This is a genomic window from Burkholderia sp. L-4 (genome assembly GCF_056856535.1).
Map to the genome: position 1 here is coordinate 2,249,887 of NZ_JBXEOX010000002.1, position 16,575 is coordinate 2,266,461.

Annotated in this window: 13 protein-coding genes; 8 read left to right on the forward strand and 5 right to left on the reverse strand. The window is 68.0% G+C overall.

Annotation, left to right across the window (positions count from 1 at the left end):
* Window positions 1–2 precede the first annotated feature (2 nt).
* Window positions 3–1,700: a VRR-NUC domain-containing protein gene (locus AC1VVG_RS27050; RefSeq protein WP_301740893.1), complete on the forward strand. Its 1,698-nt coding sequence runs from the start codon at window positions 3–5 to the stop codon at window positions 1,698–1,700.
* Entirely contained in the window at window positions 1,697–3,997 is a 2,301-nt protein-coding gene (locus tag AC1VVG_RS27055; RefSeq protein ID WP_482836800.1) for an ATP-dependent DNA helicase, read from the forward strand. The genes AC1VVG_RS27050 and AC1VVG_RS27055 overlap by 4 nt, the downstream gene beginning before the upstream one ends.
* Before the next feature lie 24 nt (window positions 3,998–4,021).
* Here AC1VVG_RS27055 and AC1VVG_RS27060 read toward each other — a convergent pair whose 3' ends face one another.
* Window positions 4,022–4,792: an IclR family transcriptional regulator domain-containing protein gene (locus AC1VVG_RS27060; protein ID WP_034191396.1), complete on the reverse strand. Its 771-nt coding sequence runs from the start codon at window positions 4,790–4,792 to the stop codon at window positions 4,022–4,024.
* Between the two features lie 115 nt (window positions 4,793–4,907).
* Here AC1VVG_RS27060 and AC1VVG_RS27065 point away from each other — a divergent pair, with 115 nt between their 5' ends.
* Window positions 4,908–5,522, forward strand: coding sequence for a hypothetical protein (locus AC1VVG_RS27065; protein ID WP_175027504.1), 615 nt, complete (start codon window positions 4,908–4,910; stop codon window positions 5,520–5,522).
* A gap of 92 nt (window positions 5,523–5,614) precedes the next feature.
* Here AC1VVG_RS27065 and AC1VVG_RS27070 read toward each other — a convergent pair whose 3' ends face one another.
* On the reverse strand, window positions 5,615–6,916 hold the full coding sequence (locus tag AC1VVG_RS27070) for a UDP-N-acetylglucosamine 1-carboxyvinyltransferase (protein WP_034191394.1): 1,302 nt from the start codon (window positions 6,914–6,916) through the stop codon (window positions 5,615–5,617).
* A gap of 202 nt (window positions 6,917–7,118) precedes the next feature.
* Window positions 7,119–8,426, reverse strand: a complete 1,308-nt coding sequence (shiA, locus tag AC1VVG_RS27075; RefSeq protein ID WP_034191393.1) for a shikimate transporter — start codon at window positions 8,424–8,426, stop codon at window positions 7,119–7,121.
* A gap of 356 nt (window positions 8,427–8,782) precedes the next feature.
* On the opposite strand from shiA, the gene AC1VVG_RS27080 reads away from it, so the two are divergent.
* A complete protein-coding gene (locus AC1VVG_RS27080; protein ID WP_482836802.1) occupies window positions 8,783–9,910 on the forward strand; it encodes a 4-hydroxyphenylpyruvate dioxygenase family protein in 1,128 nt (375 codons plus the stop codon).
* Window positions 9,911–10,173: 263 nt separating this feature from the next.
* Here the strand turns inward: AC1VVG_RS27080 and AC1VVG_RS27085 are convergent, their stop codons facing one another.
* Complete coding sequence (locus AC1VVG_RS27085; protein WP_482837222.1) at window positions 10,174–10,839, reverse strand: cation diffusion facilitator family transporter; 666 nt, start codon at window positions 10,837–10,839, stop codon at window positions 10,174–10,176.
* 372 nt (window positions 10,840–11,211) lie between these two features.
* Between AC1VVG_RS27085 and AC1VVG_RS27090 the strand changes: the two genes are divergently transcribed.
* Window positions 11,212–12,231, forward strand: a complete 1,020-nt coding sequence (locus AC1VVG_RS27090) for a DNA-binding protein (RefSeq protein ID WP_482836803.1) — start codon at window positions 11,212–11,214, stop codon at window positions 12,229–12,231.
* A 132-nt stretch (window positions 12,232–12,363) separates the two neighbouring features.
* Here AC1VVG_RS27090 and AC1VVG_RS27095 read toward each other — a convergent pair whose 3' ends face one another.
* A complete protein-coding gene (locus AC1VVG_RS27095; protein WP_482836804.1) occupies window positions 12,364–13,935 on the reverse strand; it encodes a hypothetical protein in 1,572 nt (523 codons plus the stop codon).
* 296 nt (window positions 13,936–14,231) lie between these two features.
* Here AC1VVG_RS27095 and AC1VVG_RS27100 point away from each other — a divergent pair, with 296 nt between their 5' ends.
* The 3 genes from AC1VVG_RS27100 to AC1VVG_RS27110 all read left to right on the forward strand — a co-directional run bounded on the left by AC1VVG_RS27100 (window position 14,232) and on the right by AC1VVG_RS27110 (window position 16,526).
* Window positions 14,232–14,852: a TetR/AcrR family transcriptional regulator gene (locus tag AC1VVG_RS27100; protein ID WP_034191388.1), complete on the forward strand. Its 621-nt coding sequence runs from the start codon at window positions 14,232–14,234 to the stop codon at window positions 14,850–14,852.
* 222 nt (window positions 14,853–15,074) lie between these two features.
* On the forward strand, window positions 15,075–16,133 hold the full coding sequence (locus AC1VVG_RS27105) for an NADP-dependent oxidoreductase (protein ID WP_059556529.1): 1,059 nt from the start codon (window positions 15,075–15,077) through the stop codon (window positions 16,131–16,133).
* Between the two features lie 93 nt (window positions 16,134–16,226).
* On the forward strand, window positions 16,227–16,526 hold the full coding sequence (locus tag AC1VVG_RS27110) for a putative quinol monooxygenase (RefSeq protein WP_034191386.1): 300 nt from the start codon (window positions 16,227–16,229) through the stop codon (window positions 16,524–16,526).
* Window positions 16,527–16,575: the final 49 nt, after the last annotated feature.

Genomic DNA, 16,575 nt, shown 5'->3' on the forward strand with positions numbered 1-16,575 from the left:
CCGTGACGCCTGCTTCGCCGACGCCCCCGGCGTTTTACTACCTGACCAATTTCGAACGCGCGCTGGCCTGGCTCGGCGAGCGTTACGACGACCTGTTCGACGCGCACGAGCACACGTTCGTCCGGCAGTTCGCGACGCTGCCGCAGCCGTCGCGCGCGCTGCTCGTGCGGATGCTGATGCGCAGCGGGTCCGACTTCCGCGCGAGCAAGCTCGTGTACGACGAAATCGGCTGCACGCTCGACGCGGCCGCGCCGCTCGTCGCGCTCGGCTGGGTCGACCCGGCGCCCGCGCTCACGCTCGACGCGCTGTTCGCGCTGTCGACCAAGGCCGACCTGCTGCACATCTTCCCGTCGCTCGCGGCGCATGCGGGCGAGCGCAAGCCCGAATGGCTCGAACGGCTGCGGGCCACGTACGACGACACCGCGCAGCCGCTCGACGCGTGGTGCGCGCAGGCCGGCGACCGTGTGCTGCGCGTGACGGTCGGCGCATTGTGCGACCGGCTGCGGCTGATGTTCTTCGGCAATCTCCATCAGGACTGGAGCGAGTTCGTGCTCGCCGATCTCGGCGTGTTCCAGTATGAAAGCGTGCCGATCGCGCCGTCGTCGCGCGCGTTCCAGCAGCGCGGCGACGTCGACGCGTATCTCGCGCTTCAGACGTGCCGCGACGCGCTCGATGCGTGGCCCGACGACGTGCCGTTCGACGACCTGACGCGCGCGATCGATGCGGTCGGCTGCGCGCAGCCATGGCTCGCGACGCGTCGAGCGAAACTGCTGTTCGCGCTCGGGCAGACCTGCGAGCGGCGGGCCGACTGGGACGCCGCGCTCGATGCGTATGCGCGCAGCGCGTGGCCCGGCAGCCGCCACCGGCGCATCCGCGTGCTCGAGCGCTGCGGGCGCGACGCCGACGCGCTCGCGCTGGCGCTCGATGCGCGCGGCCGCTTCGAGAGCGACGAGGAACGCCAGCGCGTCGAGCGCATGCTGCCGCGTCTGCTGCGCCGCGCCGGCCAGCGCGTCGAACGTGCGGCAGCCGCGGCCGACGTGCCGCGCGAGACGCTCGTGCTCGCGCGTCCCGACGCGTTCGTCAGCGTCGAATTCGCGGTGCGCGATCATCTCGCACAGCCGGCGGCGCCGGTCCATTACGTCGAAAACACGCTGATCAATTCGCTGTTCGGCCTGCTGTGCTGGGAGCCCGTGTTCGCGGCCGTGCCCGGTGCGTTCTTCCACCCGTTCCAGCGCGGCCCGGCCGACCTGCACGCGCCCGATTTCGCCGTGCGCCGGGCGGACGCATTCGACGCCTGTTTCGCGCAGCTCGATTCGGGCGCGTACCGCGACACGATCCGCCGGCATTTCGCGACGAAGGCGGGGTTGCAGTCGCCGTTCGTATTCTGGGGCGTGCTGACCGACGCGCTGCTCGAAGAGGCGCTCGCGTGCCTGCCACCCGAGCACCTGCGGCTGTGGTTCACGCGCCTGCTCGCGGATATCCGCAGCAACCGCTCGGGGCTGCCCGATCTGGTCCGCTTCTGGCCCGATGAGCGCCGTTACGAGCTGATCGAGGTGAAAGGCCCCGGCGACCGGTTGCAGGACAACCAGACGCGCTGGCTCGCCTACTGCGTCGCGCACGGCATGCCGGTGCGCGTCGTCGACGTGGCATGGGCCGGCGAGGGCGTGGCGCGCGCGGAAGCGGCGGGGCTGTCCGCATGAGCTACGTCGTCGCGGTGCGTGCGATGTGCGAGTTCACCGCGCGGCGCGGCGATCTCGACCTGCGCTTCACGCCCGCGCCGACCGCGCTCGAAGGCATCGCCGGCCACGGCGCGGTCACGTCGAAGCGCGGCGCGCGCTACGAAACCGAGATCGCGCTGACGGGCACGTGGGGCACGCTCACCGTGCGCGGCCGCGCGGACGGCTACGATCCCGTGGCGAACCGCATCGAGGAAATCAAGACCTATCGCGGCAGCTTAGACGCGATGCCGGCCAACCACCGCACGCTGCACTGGGCGCAGGCGAAGGTCTATGCGCACCTGATGTGCGACGCGCGCGGCCTGAAGGAAATCGACGTCGCGCTCGTGTATTTCGACATCGTGTCCGAGCGCGAGACCGTGCTGACCGAGACGCTCGATGCCGGCACGCTCGCCACGTTCTTCGCCGAGCAATGTGCATGCTTCGTCGGCTGGGCCGAGCGCGAAACGGCTCATCGTGCCGCACGCGACGCGGCGCTGCGTGCGCTGGCATTTCCGCACGGGCAGTTCCGCAGCGGCCAGCGCGAGCTGGCGGTCTCGGTCTATCGCGCGGCGCGCGACGCGCGCTGCCTGATGGCGCAGGCGCCGACCGGCATCGGCAAGACGCTCGGCACCGTGTTTCCCCTGTTGAAGGCGTGCGGCGAGGGCGAACTCGACCACGTATTCTTCCTGACCGCGAAAACGCCCGGCCGGGCGCTCGCGCTCGAAGCGGCGACGACGCTCGGCGCCGGCACGCGCGCGCTGCCGCTGCGCGTGCTGGAACTCGTCGCGCGCGACAAGGCGTGCGAGCATCCGGACAGCGCGTGCCATGGCGAATCGTGCCCGCTCGCGAAAGGCTTCTACGACCGGCTGCCGGCCGCGCGCGATGCGGCGATCGAGGCCGGGCTGCTCGATCGCGATACCGTGCGCACGGCCGCGCGGGCTCACGACGTCTGTCCGTACTACCTGTCGCAGGAACTCGCGCGCTGGTCGGACATGGTGATCGGCGACTACAACTACTTTTACGACGGCAGCGCGATGCTGCATACGCTCGCGCAGCAGAACCAGTGGCGCGTCGGCGTGCTCGTCGACGAAGCGCACAACCTGCTCGACCGCGCGCGCAGGATGTACAGCGCGTCGCTCGATCCGTTCGCGTTCGCGGCCGCCCGCGAAGCTGCGCCGGCGGCGCTGCGCAAGGCGTTCGACCGGCTCGCTCGTGCCTGGGGCACGGTCAATCGCGCGCAGACCGAGCGTTATGCCGCGTATCCGGACGTGCCGGGCCCGATCGTGTCGGCCGTGCAGAACCTTGTCGCGGTGATCGGCGAACACCTGACCGACGCGCCGCGCGCGAACGGCGATGCGCTGCTGCGATTTCATTTCGACGCGATCCAGTTCGGCGTACTCGCCGAAGCGTTCGACAGCGCATCGATCTTCGACGCGACGCTGCATGGCGAACCGATGCCGCGCCAGCCGGCGCTCGATGGCGTCGCCTCGGCGAGCCGCCGCCGCCGCGTCCAGTCGACGCTGTGCGTGCGCAACGTGATTCCGGCCGGCTTTCTGGCCGCGCGCTACGACACCGCACGCGCGACCGTGCTGTTCTCGGGCACGCTGAGCCCGTTCCATTTCTATCGCGACACGCTCGGGCTGCCGAGCGATACCGGCTGGCTCGACGTCGACGGGCCGTTCCGCGCCGAGCAGCTGACGGTGCGCGTCGCGAGTCACGTGTCGACGCGCTGGCGCGATCGCGACCGGTCGCTCGAACCGATCGCCGACCTGATCGCCGCGCAATACGCGACGCGGCCCGGCAACTACCTCGGTTTCCTCAGCAGCTTCGACTACCTCGGGCGCGTGGTCGCGCTGATGCAAACGCGCCATCCCGACGTGCCCGTATGGGCTCAGGCGCCCGGCATGGCCGAAAGCGAGCGCGACGCGTTTCTCGCGCGCTTCGACGCGGGCGGGCGCGGCGTCGGCTTCGCCGTGCTGGGCGGGGCGTTTTCGGAAGGCGTGGACCTGGTCGGCGAGCGGCTGATCGGCGCGTTCATCGCGACGCTCGGGCTGCCGCAGGTCAACGACATCAACGAGCAGATGCGGCGCACGATGGAGGCGCGTTTCGGCAACGGCTACGACTACATGTACCTGTATCCGGGCTTGCAGAAGGTCGTGCAGGCGGCCGGGCGCGTGATCCGCACCGAGCACGACGAAGGTGTCGTGCACCTGATCGACGACCGGTATCGCAGGCGCGAAGTACGCGACCTGCTGCCGCGATGGTGGCGGATCGGATGACGGAGCAGGTGGGGTTGCCCGCCGCTACAGCACGTTGAGCATCGCGAGTGCGGCTTCCTGCAGGTGCGGCAGCACGCGCCGCACGGCTGCGTCGGCCGTCTCCGCGCCGATCGGCATGTTCGTGCTCAGTGCGGCGACCACTTCGCCGTGACGGTTCTTCAGCGGCACCGCGATCCCGCGCACGCCGACCTGCAATTGCTGCTCGATCGCCGCGAAACCGGCGTCGCGCGCATGGTCCACCTGTTCGAGCAGCCGCGCCTTGTTGGTGATCGTATGCGGCGTGAACGGCGGCAGCTCGGTTTCGTCGAGCCACGCGCGCACGGCCTCGCGATCGGGGTGATGGGCGAGCAGCACGACCCCCGGCGACGTCAGCGGCGCCGGCACGCGTGCGCCGAGCACGAAGCCGGTCGTCATCACCCGCGACACGCCATTGCGCGCGATGAACACCAGTTCCCAGCCATCGAGCACGCTGACGTACGCCGATTCGTTCAGCGACGCGCTCAGTTGTTGCAGATAGGGCTGGACCGTGCGCGGCAGACGCGCCGAATCGAAGTACGACCAGCCGACCCGCAGCACGCGCGGCGTGAGGCCGTACAGCTTGCCGTCGGTGTACACGTAGCCGAGCGATTCGAGCGTCAGCAGGTAGCGCCGCGCGGCCGTGCGCGTGAGGCCCGTGCGGGCGGCGGCCTGCGTGGGCGTCATGCGTGCGTGCTGGCTGTCGAAGGCTTCGAGGATCATCAGGCCTTTTTCGAGGCCGGCAATCCAGTCGCGTCGGTCGAGCTCGGGCTTTTTCATCGGTGGATGGCGGAACGCGTGTGCGCGGTGAGCGCGCAGAATTGGGCGATTATCGCGCAGATCGACCGGGCTGGCGAAGCCGCGCTAGAATCGCCGCTCCGACTGGAACAGAACAATGAAAATCCGAGAATCCGCCCTGGCCGCGCTCGCCGCGGCCGTGCCGCTGCTTGCCGCGGCGAATCCCGCGACTGGCGACGCAACCCTCTCCAAACCGGCCGTCGACATCCGTGCGTGGCCCCGCATGGCGTCGCCGGCATTCGGCTGCTACGTCGAAACGACGTTCGGTTACCGCGACAAACGCTTCAATTGCGCGCTCAAGAAGTACCGGAACGCGGGCGACGCATGCAAGAACACGAAGGCGTACTACGAAGGCCCGGCGTTCCCCGACCGGCTCGCGGCCAGCGTGCATCCGCTCGCGACGAAGGTCGACCTGGACTGGGAGCATGGCAACCTGCAAATGGTCACGGTCACGCTGAAGGGAACGTGGAACGAAGCGGAGGTGCGCAAGGCATTCGGGCTGCCGCGTGCGGAGGGAAGCAAGCTGACCGAGGCGGAACTGCGGTCGCAGCCGGGCAATGTGATGGATACGAGCGTCCAGTATCCGTCGGCCGCGCTCGATGAACGCCTCGCGAAGCGGCCGAGCAACCCTGCACGCGGCACGACGGCCGTGATGCTCAATGGATTCGACCACATGGGCGCCGGCGACGCCGATTGCAGTGGCGGCGAGTAACGCGGGAAGGGGGCCTGGCAGAGGCCGGCGGCCGGTCAAAGCCGCCAGGTGAACGTGGCGCCCGAATCGCGCGCGCCGCGTGCTTCAGCGCGTTACTCGCTGCTTGTCCACTCGACGTTCGCGCCGACCGACCGCAGGTTCTCGACGAAATGCGGATGCGCGCGGCGAATCGGCAGCGCGTTCATGATTTCCGAGCGGCCTTCGATGCTCGCGGCGACCATCAGCAGCGCGATCGCGACGCGGATGATGTACGGGCTCTCGACGCGTGCCGGCGTCAGTTGCAGCCCGCCGAACGTGATCAGCCGGTGCGGATCGGACAGCAGCACGTGCGCGCCGAACTTCGACAACTCGCCGGACCAGCCGAGCGCGCCGTCGTAGACCTTGTTCCAGAACATCGCGCTGCCTTCCGCCCGCACGCCGAGTGCGATGAAGATCGGCAGCAGGTCGACCGGCAGGTACGGCCATGGCGCGGCTTCGACCTTGGTCAGGATGTTCTGCGTGAACGGCCGGCGCACGCGCAGCGGGCCGTCGCGTTCCGCGCGCGACCAGCCGTCGCGGTGCGTGACGTTGACGCCGAACTTCGCGAACGTGCGATCGATCAGCGGGAAATGCTCGGGCGACGAGTTGCGCACCGTGATGTCGCCGCCGGTGATCGCGCCGAGCGCGAGGAACGTCGCGATCTCGTGGAAATCCTCGGCGAAGCGGAACTCGCCGCCGCCGAGCTTGCCGCCGCCCGTCACGCACAGCCGCGACGTGCCGATGCCCTCGATCGAGACGCCGATCATCGCGAGGAACTGGCAGAACTCCTGCACGTGCGGCTCGGACGCCGCGTTCATCAGCGTCGACGTGCCGCTCGCGGCCGTCGCGCACAGCGCGAAGTTCTCGGTGGTCGTCACCGACGCGTAGTCGAACCAGTGATCGTTGGCCGTCAGCGGGCCGTCGGTGCGAACGATCAGCGAATCGGGCGTGCGCTCGATGTGCGCGCCAAAGCGCTCGAATACCTCGACGTGCGGGTCGATCTCGCGCACGCCGAGCGTGCAGCCCTTCACGTCGTTCTCGAGGCGCGCGACGCCGAAGCGCGCGAGCAGCGGCGGAATCAGCATGATCGACGAGCGCATCGCCTCGGGCAGCCGGTGGACGGCCGGATCGAACCTGGTGTTGCGATGGTGGAGTTCGAGCAGGCCGGTCGTGAAGTCGACCGACACGTCGCTGCCGAGCGTGCGGAAGATGTCGAGGATCTTGCGCACGTCGGTGATGTCCGGCACGCCGACGAGGCGCAACGGCTGATCGGTCAACAGGGTGGCGCACAGAATCGGCAGGACGGCGTTCTTGTTCGCGGACGGCTTGATGTCCCCGCGCAGCGGAGTGCCGCCGTGGACGATGAGATTCGACATGATATGGGGGCGTATCGGTGACTGACGTAGGCCCATATGATGCCATTGGTCGGCCGGTGGCGTGGAATGTTCAGAGGGGAAAAGGGGGAATCGGGCGCGCGATTGACGGTGTTTGACGTTGGCCCGCGATACGGCGGTCGATTGCCCGCCGACGCACGAAAAATGGCCGGCAGCGAGTCGGGCCGGCCACGCACTCATTCCATCACCGCGCCGCGCGCATTCGCGCGGCGACCACCAGCGAGATCAGGCAGCCCACCGCGAGATAGCCTGCGACCAGGTGCCACGAACCGCCGGCCAGGCTGACGAGGCCGACCGCGATGAACGGTGTGAACCCGCCGCCGACGACGCTCGCGAACTGGTAGCCGACACCCGCGCCGCTATAGCGGTACTCGGCGCCGAACAGCTCGGTGAACAGCGGCTGCTGGACGCTTACGACCATGTCGTGCGCGGCGTTCGCCAACAGGATCGAGAAGATCACGATCCAGGCGATCGACCGCGCCTCCAGCGCGACGAAGAACGGCACCGCGGACGCCAGCCCGATCAGCGCGCCGATCAGGTAGATCCGGCGCAGGCCGTAACGGTCCGCCAGCCACGCGAAGCACGGGATCGTCACGCAGCTCACCGCGCCGACCAGCAGGCCGATGTTCAGGAACAGGTCGCGCGACATGCCGAGGTTCGTCGTCGAATAGCTGAGCGCGAACGCGGTGACGATATACATCGTGAACAGTTCGGCGAGCCGCAGCGCGATGATCAGCAGGAACGCCTTCGGATGGCGCGTCAGTGCTTCCAGCACCGGCAGGCGAAGCTTGCGATTGCCGTGCTCGACCTTCTCGACGAACTCCTGCGACTCGTCCATGTTCTTGCGGACCCACAGCCCGATCAGCACCAGCACGATGCTGAACACGAACGGCAGGCGCCAGCCCCACGACTTGAACGCGGCCTCGCCGAGCGTATGACTCAGGATCGACACGATGCCCGTTGCCAGCACGAGGCCGACACCGTAGCCGACCTGCACGCCGCTGCTGTAGAACGCCTTCTTTTGCTTGGGCGCGCTCTCGACGGCCATCAGCGCCGCGCCACCCCATTCGCCGCCGACCGCGAAACCCTGGATCGCGCGCATCAGCACCAGCAGCACGGGCGCCCACCAGCCGATCGTCGCGAATGTCGGCAGCAGGCCGATCGCGACCGTCGACAGCCCCATCAGCATCACGGTCAGCACCAGCATCCGCTTGCGCCCGAGCCGGTCGCCGTAGTGACCGAACACGACGCCGCCGAGCGGCCGGAACAGGAAGCCGACGCCGAACGTCGCGAACGCCGCGAGCGTGCCCATCGTCGGACTGACTTTCGGGAAGAACTCGGAATTGAATACCAGCGCGGCGACGATCCCGTACAGCAGGAAGTCGTACCAGTCGACGACGGCGCCGACGAAGCTGCCGATCGCGGCCTTGCGGGCCTGGTTGCGGGCTCGGGCGCCGGCCGCGGCGTCGAGGGTGTCGAAGGTTGGGGTCATGGCGGTGTCTCCTGGCACGGCGCATCGTGGAATCGTGGCGGCGCCGCGTTCGATGCTGCATTGAAGTCGATGGGTGAACGGAGAATAGGGTGCGCGCCGCATGGCGGCAATTGGCCAAACGGACGAAATGCGCGATTATCGTTCAAATTCGTGCGATTATCGAACGCTTTTCGGGTTTGCACTAGGCGTCGTGACGATATCCCGTGCGGCCAGGGTGTGCCGTCGTGAACGATCTGGTTAAAATCTGCAGCATCGACAATTCGCCCGTTCGGCGCGGATGCGTGGCCCACCATCAGCCGCGCACGCCGCACGCGACGGGCGCCATCCCCATCGACCGCATGCCCCCGGAGACTGGAATGCCCGGCAATTCCCACCCCCTGCCCAGCGATACGCCGCCCGTTGCCGATCCGGCCGCCAATCCGCTCGGAATGGCCGGCCTCGAATTCGTCGAATTCGCTGCGCCCGTGCCGGAGGCGCTCGCGCAGCGCTTCGAGCAGCTCGGGTTCAAGGCGATTGCACGCCACGTCAGCAAGAACGTCACGCTGTACCGGCAGGGGCAGATGCACTTCCTGATCAATGCCGAGCCTGATTCGTTCGCCGCGCGCTATGCGGAGGAATACGGGATGGGCGTCTGCGCGATCGGGTTGCGGGTGGCGAGCGCCCGGCGCGCGTTCGAACGCGCGATCGAGCTCGGCGCGTGGGCGTTCGAGGGTGAAAAGGTCGGCGTGGGCGAGCTGAAGATCCCGGCGATCCAGGGCATCGGCGATTCGCACCTGTATTTCGTCGACCGCTGGCGCGGGCGGGGCGGCCAGCGCGGCGGCGTCGGCGACATCTCGATCTTCGACATCGATTTCCGGCCGATCGACATCGCCACCGCGCACACCGATCTCGACTGCGTCGGCGTCGGCCTGCAGCAGGTCGACCACTTCACGCAAACCGTCGGCGCCGGGCGCATGCGGGAGTGGCTGGATTTCTACCATGATCTGCTGCATTTTCGCGAGATCCACGAAATCGATGCCCACTGGCATGTGTCCGAGGAATCGCGTGTGATGGTGTCGCCGTGCGGCGCGGTGCGGATTCCGGTCTACGAGGAAGGCACGCGGCGCACCGAGCTGATGCACGCGTATCTGCCCGATCATCCGGGTGAGGGCGTGCAGCACGTCGCGCTGGCCACCGACGACATCCTGTCGTGCGTCGATGCGCTGCGTGCGAACGGCGTCGAATTCATCGAGCCGCCCGCGCGCTATTACGACGACGTCGATGCGCGGCTGCCGGGGCACGGCGTCGATCTCGATGCGCTGCGCCGCCGTGCGGTGCTGGTCGACGGCGAGATCGGCAGCGACGGCGTGCCGAAGCTGTTCTTCCAGACCTTCGTGAAGCGCCGGCGCGGCGAGATCTTCTTCGAGATCGTGCAGCGCCAGGGGCACCACGGGTTCGGCGAAGGAAACCTCGCGGCGCTCGCCCGCGCGCGCGCCGCCGGCTGAGCGGTCAGGCGCCGGAGCACACGGCGCGCACGCACCCGCGCGCGATCTTTTCGAAGACGGGTGTCACGCGGCAGGCAACGCTCATGCGGATTCCGCTCGGAAGTGCGGTGCCGCTCGGGGAAGTGGCCGGGCTATCGGCATCGGGCGAGGGGTCGTGAATTGCGCGGTGGCGACGGCCTTCTGCAAAAGAGGCTCGCACCGTGCGAGCCTCTTCTTCATTCCGTGCCGCCGAGGGCATGTATCGGACGTTCACCCCGCCGCGTTCACGATCCGCGCGTCGATCGATTCGCCCACCCGACGAGCGCCGGCCATTGCGCGCAGCCGCGCCGGACGAATCCGACGCCCGTGCGGATCACGAGCGCGCCGATCGCGAGCGCGGCCACGTCGTCAAGGCGGGCGAAGCCGACCAGCGCCGCGCTCATCGCGAGCGCCGCCAGCAACGACGACAGCGCATCGGTACGCACATGCCAGCCGGTTGCCTCGAGCAGCGCGGAACCGGTCTCGCGCGCCTTGCGCAGCATCCAGTGCGACAACGCGGCCTTGCCGACGAGCGTGACGGCAACGAGCGCGAGCGTCGCCGCACCCGGCTGCACGACGGGTGGCGCATCGAACCGGTTCATCGCCTGCCAGATCATCTGCGCGCCGGTCGCGACGAGCAGCGCGCCGAGGCCCGCGAGCGCGAGCGGTTCGTAGGTCGGACGCCGCTCCGGCGGCAGGCGTGCGTCGAGCCGGCATGCGACGAGGATCAGCGCATCGGCCGCGAGGTCGATCGCGGCATGCGCGACATCCGCGAGCAGCCCCGACGAATGCGCGGACCACGCCGCGGCCGTTTCGGCGGCGAGCAGCATCAGGTTGATCGCGAGGCTGACGGCGAGGGCGCGCGACGTGGCCGCATAAAGATGGGGCGTGGCGCGAGACGTGCGCTGAATGGCGGATTCGTCTGTCGATAGCGTGGGTCAGCCCCGAACGCTACCGGTCGACGGTGGCAGATCCATGACAGTCGATGCGGCATCACCGGTCTGCACTGCGCGTGCATCGGCCGGGTTCCGCGATCTTCGGTTTTTCAGTTGACACCGCAAGGCAGGGCGGCCGGCTTTCCAGCGCAGCTGTAGCAGCGTGTTTGCCATGCAGCCTGGGCAAGGCGAAAGCGGGGCAGTCGATCATGTGCCGCGATATCGAACAGGAGAGCGACGCCGACTGAATTCAACATTATAGAAATAATGTCAAATTAAAGTCCGTGATTGATTTGATATTTAACGGTTTACGTTATATTATTTACAAAATTTCCGACGAACACCGCCATGTCCGACCTCGCTGCCGACGAACCACGCTTGAACGCCGAAATCGAGCGCCTCAAGGCCGACTTCCCGAAAACCCGCGAGCTCTACCGCGAAGCCTGCGCGCTGCTGTTCTTCCGCTTCGGCATCACGCCTACGGCAAACCGCCTGTATCAGCTCGTCCGCAAGGGCAGCATGAGCACGCCGACGGCCGTCCTCGGCGAGTTTTGGGCCGAGCTGCGGGAGAAGAGCCGCGTGCGCATCGAGCATCCCGATTTGCCGGCCGATCTGCAGGCGGCAGCCGGCGAGCTAGTCGCCGCACTATGGAGCCGGTCGAGCACCGATGCCGCTGCCGCGCTCGATGCGCTGCGCGCGGAAGTCGAAGCAGAGCGCGCCGCGGCGAAAGCGGAGGTCACGACGCGGCAGGCCGAGCTGGCCCGCACCGAAACCGCGCTGGAGCAACGCACGGCTGCGTTGCTGGCTGCGCAGGTACGCATTCAGGAACTGGAGCAGGCGAGGGCGGCCGACGAAGCCTCGCGGCAAGCGCTGCAAGCGGATATCGAACGCCTGAAGGCCGACAACACGGAAGCCGACCGCGCACTCGCGCAGGCACGTGCGGATTTCACGACCCAGCTCGACCGGTTGCGCGACGACGCGGGCCGCGCCGAGGAACGCCTGCGCGCGTCGGAAAAACGGGCGCTTCAGGAGATCGATCGCGAGCGGCTCGCGGCCGCGCGATTGCAAAAGGAACTCGACGCGACCGCATCGCGCATGGAGCAACGCGATGCGCGGCACCGAAAGGACATCGCCGACCTGCAGACGCAACTCGGCGACGCGCTGCATCGTTGCGGCGTGCTTCAGGGGCAACTCGACGGCGCGCAGGCGACCGATGCGGCACGCGTCAAGGAACTGGATACGTTGCGGCGCGAGATGGCGGTACTCGCCCGCCGGGCGCCGCTGCGCGGCGTCAAGACGGAACCTGCCGCGCAGCGGGAAGAGCGGAAGGCCCGCACGAGAAAGCGCACCGGCGAAGCGGCGGGTTGACCGCCTACCCGCGAGCATGTGCCGACCGATTTCGACGCACGCCTCGAGCGCCGGCCGGCAGCCGGCCCGCCCCGACGCAACGCAACGCAACGCAACGCATTCGAACGCGAAACAGCTCGCTCCCGACTCCGCTCAACTCGTCACATACCGAGACGGCAACGGCGGCGCATCGGCCGGAATCGTCACGAGCGACGTATTCAGCCAGCCCTGCGGCGTACCGTTCGACTGCGCATAGGCGCCGACGTACGGCATCATCCGCGTCGTCTGGTAGACCTGCGGCGTCCAGCCGGCCGGCGCGAGGAAGATCGACGTCGCGCGCTTCTCGCTGTACGCGGACGCGCCGTACGTCGAGATGTTCCACAGCGTCTGCTGATACGTCGCGTAGTCGGCGTTGTGACGTGAGCCGCCTGCCTGCCATCCTTCGAGCTGGATGAACGTGTTGTACGTACCGGCACCCGCGAGCAGGTTGTTCACGGTGCGCCCGTACAGGAACGACAGGATCAGCCCGCAGTTCATCGGCGCGAAATCGTTGCCGACGCTCAGGTAGTAACGGCCCGTCGTGTTCACGACCGACGCATAGTGCGAATTGCCGATATCCGTCGACGTCGTCAGCCCGCTCGCGCCCATGAAGCTGTCGAACGCCTGCATCGTGACGCCCGCCGGCAGATCGCTCGTCGCGCTGATCGCGACGAGGTGCGAACCGGCCGCCAGCAGTGTCAGGAACGCGGACAACGTCGCCGCGACCCAGTTGCCCTGCGCGTCGACGAACGGAAACGCGCGATAGCCCGTCAGCGAGAAAACCGCCGGATCCGTGCCGGCCTGCCACGCGATCTGCGGCACCCACATCGTCAGCGGGCCGGCGTTCGACGCGCTCGACACGTACTGCTTCAGCGCATCGACGAGCTGCGCATCGGCGCCGGGCAGCACGGTGTACGACACGCCTTTCTGCCAGCGCTGCACCCATTGCGCGACGAAGCCTGCGAGCTGGCCGCCGGTGAAGTCGGCAGGCGGCACATAGCCGAGCGGCCCGGTGCCCTGGTACGCAGACTGGATGGCCGCGGCTGTGCGCACGCCGCTGCCGAACATGCTGTTCGCGAAATCCTGGCAGTTGTTGGACGGCGGCGTCGCGAGTTGCGCGAGCGGGACGACCCATGCGCCGTTCGCGGTCGCGACGCCCCGATACAAGGTGAGATTCGCGACCGAGTCGTGGCCGGGAAACGTCGCGGCGTCGGCGCCCGACACGTAGCCGGCCGACGGCGTGACGCCGACGGTGGTCGGCTGCGAGCCGAACGGATGCGTGTAGGCAATCGCGAACGACGCGTCGCCGCCGGCGAGGCTGAACGACCCCGTGCAATCGCCCCAGCTGTTCGATGCGCGGACGGCCGTCGATTGCCCGGTTGCGACCAACGCTTGCGATGCCTGCGGCGTCGAGCCGCTCTGGCTCGCCGCATTGCCGAACGCGAGCGACGTCGACGGGATCGCATTGGTGACGTTGATCGTGATCGAGCGGTCGGCGATGCCGTAGCTGCGCGCGGCCGGATTCGCGCCGCCGGTCGCGGCCAACGACGGCGCGGATGTCGTGTTGCCGTCGCCGCCGCAAGCGGCCAGCGTGCCGACGAGCGGCGACAGGGTCAGCGCGGCGCCGCGCTGGATGAAGCGCCGGCGGGTCGGCGCGGGCGGGCGAGCGGGTTTCGAGGCGGTCATGGGGCGTTCCTGGTCACGGGTTCGAGAGGAGGCAACGACGGTCCGGCGCATTGCACACGTGTGCAATGCCGGCTGCTGTTGGGCCACCGCCGGCACTTGCGCCGCGCGTATTTAAGCGGGAGATCGATGAAACGCCTGCGACGAAACCGAGTCGCCCGTGTGACGCCGCGCACGCCGTGGCGGGGGGGAACGCCGCCGGGCATTGGGCGCGCGCCGGGGATCGGGTAAAGTGCCGCTCAACATGCCGGTTCGACGTCGCTAGACGACCGGTCTAATCGTTGCTACCATACGCCATCATGAATGCATCTTCAGGCGCGGAAGTTCGCCAGCACATCCTGAATATCGCGAAGCCGATCATGCTCCACAAGGGGTTTTCGGCGGTCGGTCTGAACGAGATTCTCGCTGCGGCGGGCATCCCGAAGGGCTCGTTCTACCATTACTTCGGCTCGAAAGAGGCATTCGGCGAAGCGCTGCTCGAATCGTATTTCGAAGGCTATCTCGCGCATCTCGACAACCTGCTCAAGCAGCAGGCCGGCACCGGCGCCGAGCGCCTGATGACGTACTGGGGCAACTGGCTGCACACGCAGTGCGCGGACGATCCGGAAGGCAAGTGCCTTGCGGTGAAACTCGGCGCGGAAGTGTCGGACCTGTCGGAGGCGATGCGTGCGGTGCTGCGACGCGGCACGAGCCAGATCATCGAACGGCTCGCGGGCGGCATCGAGGCCGGGCTGGCCGACGGCTCGCTGCGCGCGGTCGACGATCCGGCGTACACGGCCGCGATCCTGTACGAGCTGTGGCTGGGCGCGACGCTGCTGGAAAAGATTCACCGCAACCGCCAGCCGCTCGAAAGAGCGATGGTCGAAACGCGGCGCATGCTGAACCTGCCGCCGGCCGCGCAGGGCGGTGCGCCGTCGTAAGCCGGGCGCGCTTCCGCGCGCCTTGTTTTTGCCCTGATTCTAGACGACTGGTCTACTCAAATCCGCATGACGAATGCTTCACGCCGCGTTACGCTGTCCCGATTGTCCCAACCGCCCGTGTGCGCCCACGCCGGCGTGAACGCCGGCGCGCATCTTCTGCTGATCCACCCCTGATCCGATCGTGCTCACGAAGCACCTTCATTCCTGTCGACGGAGGCCCACATGCCGCAAAGCAAGACCACAAACCGCCAGATCATCCTGAATTCGCGCCCGGTCGGCGCCCCGACACCGGACAACTTCCGCGCCGAAACCGGCGACGTGCCGACGCCGGGCGCCGGCCAGGTGCTGCTGCGCACGATCTGGTTGTCGCTCGATCCGTACATGCGCGGCCGGATGAACGACACGCCGTCCTACGCGCCGCCTGCCGAGCTCGGCCAGCCGATGGTCGGCGGCACGGTCAGCCAAGTCGTAACGTCGAACCTGCCTGCCTTCCGCGAAGGCGATCTCGTCGTCGCCGGAGCCGGCTGGCAGGACTATGCGCTGTCGGACGGACGCGACCTGATCCCGCTCGGCCGCGATTTCGCGCATCCGTCGTTTGCCCTCGGCGTGCTCGGCATGCCGGGCTTCACCGCGTACACGGGGTTGCTGAAGATCGGCGAGCCGAAAGCCGGCGAGACGGTGGTCGTCGCGGCAGCGAGCGGCGCGGTCGGCGCAGTGGTCGGCCAGATCGCGAAGCTGAAGGGCTGCCGCGTGGTCGGCGTCGCGGGCGGCGCCGACAAGTGCGCGTACGTGACCGGCACGCTCGGCTTCGACGCATGCGTCGACCATCGCGATCCGGCGTTCGCCGCGAAGCTGAAGGACGCGTGCCCGAACGGCATCGACGTCTATTTCGAGAACGTGGGCGGCGCGGTGTTCGACGCGGTCTGGCCGCTGCTGAACGACCATGCGCGCGTGCCCGTCTGCGGGATCATTGCGCATTACAACGACACGGCATACGACGACAAGGCCGTGTCGACCGGCCGCGATCGCGTGCCGGCGCTGATGGGCACGATCCTGCGCAAGCGCATCCGGATGCAGGGTTTCATCATCCTCGATCACTATGCGACCGGCTATGCGCCATTCCTGAAGGACATGAGCGAGTGGGTCGCGCAGGGCAAGGTGAAGACGCGCGAGGACGTCGTTCCCGAGCTTGCCGACGCACCGGAAGCCCTGATCGGCTTGCTTGCCGGCAAGAATTTCGGCAAGGTCGTCGTGCGCGTCGGCCCGGACGAACTGGCTTGATCTCGCGGTACGACCACCCGCATGCGTTGCACGCTGGCGTCGCGCGCCGCCAGCTTGTGGCATGCTCGATTCCGTTTCCAAAGGAGTGACGACATGGCGCTTCACGTAATCGCTTCGCTGTTCGTGAAACCCGAACATGCGCAGGCCGCCGAGGCCGAACTGCGCAGCATGGTCGCGAAGACGCGTACCGAACCGGGCAACCGGCGCTACGACCTGTTCCGCGAACAGGACGGCTCGCCGAACCTGCACCTGTACGAGATCTACGACGACCAGGCCGCGTTCGACGCGCACCTCGCGAGCCCGTATTTCGGCGAATTCCGTGTGAAGTCGGCCGACTGGTTCACGGCGCCGCCGGTCATCAAGGTGCTGTCGGGCATCGACGTGGCCGAGTAACGATGCAGTACCCCCACGCGGCTCGCCCCCATCAGGGCCGCGCGGCATC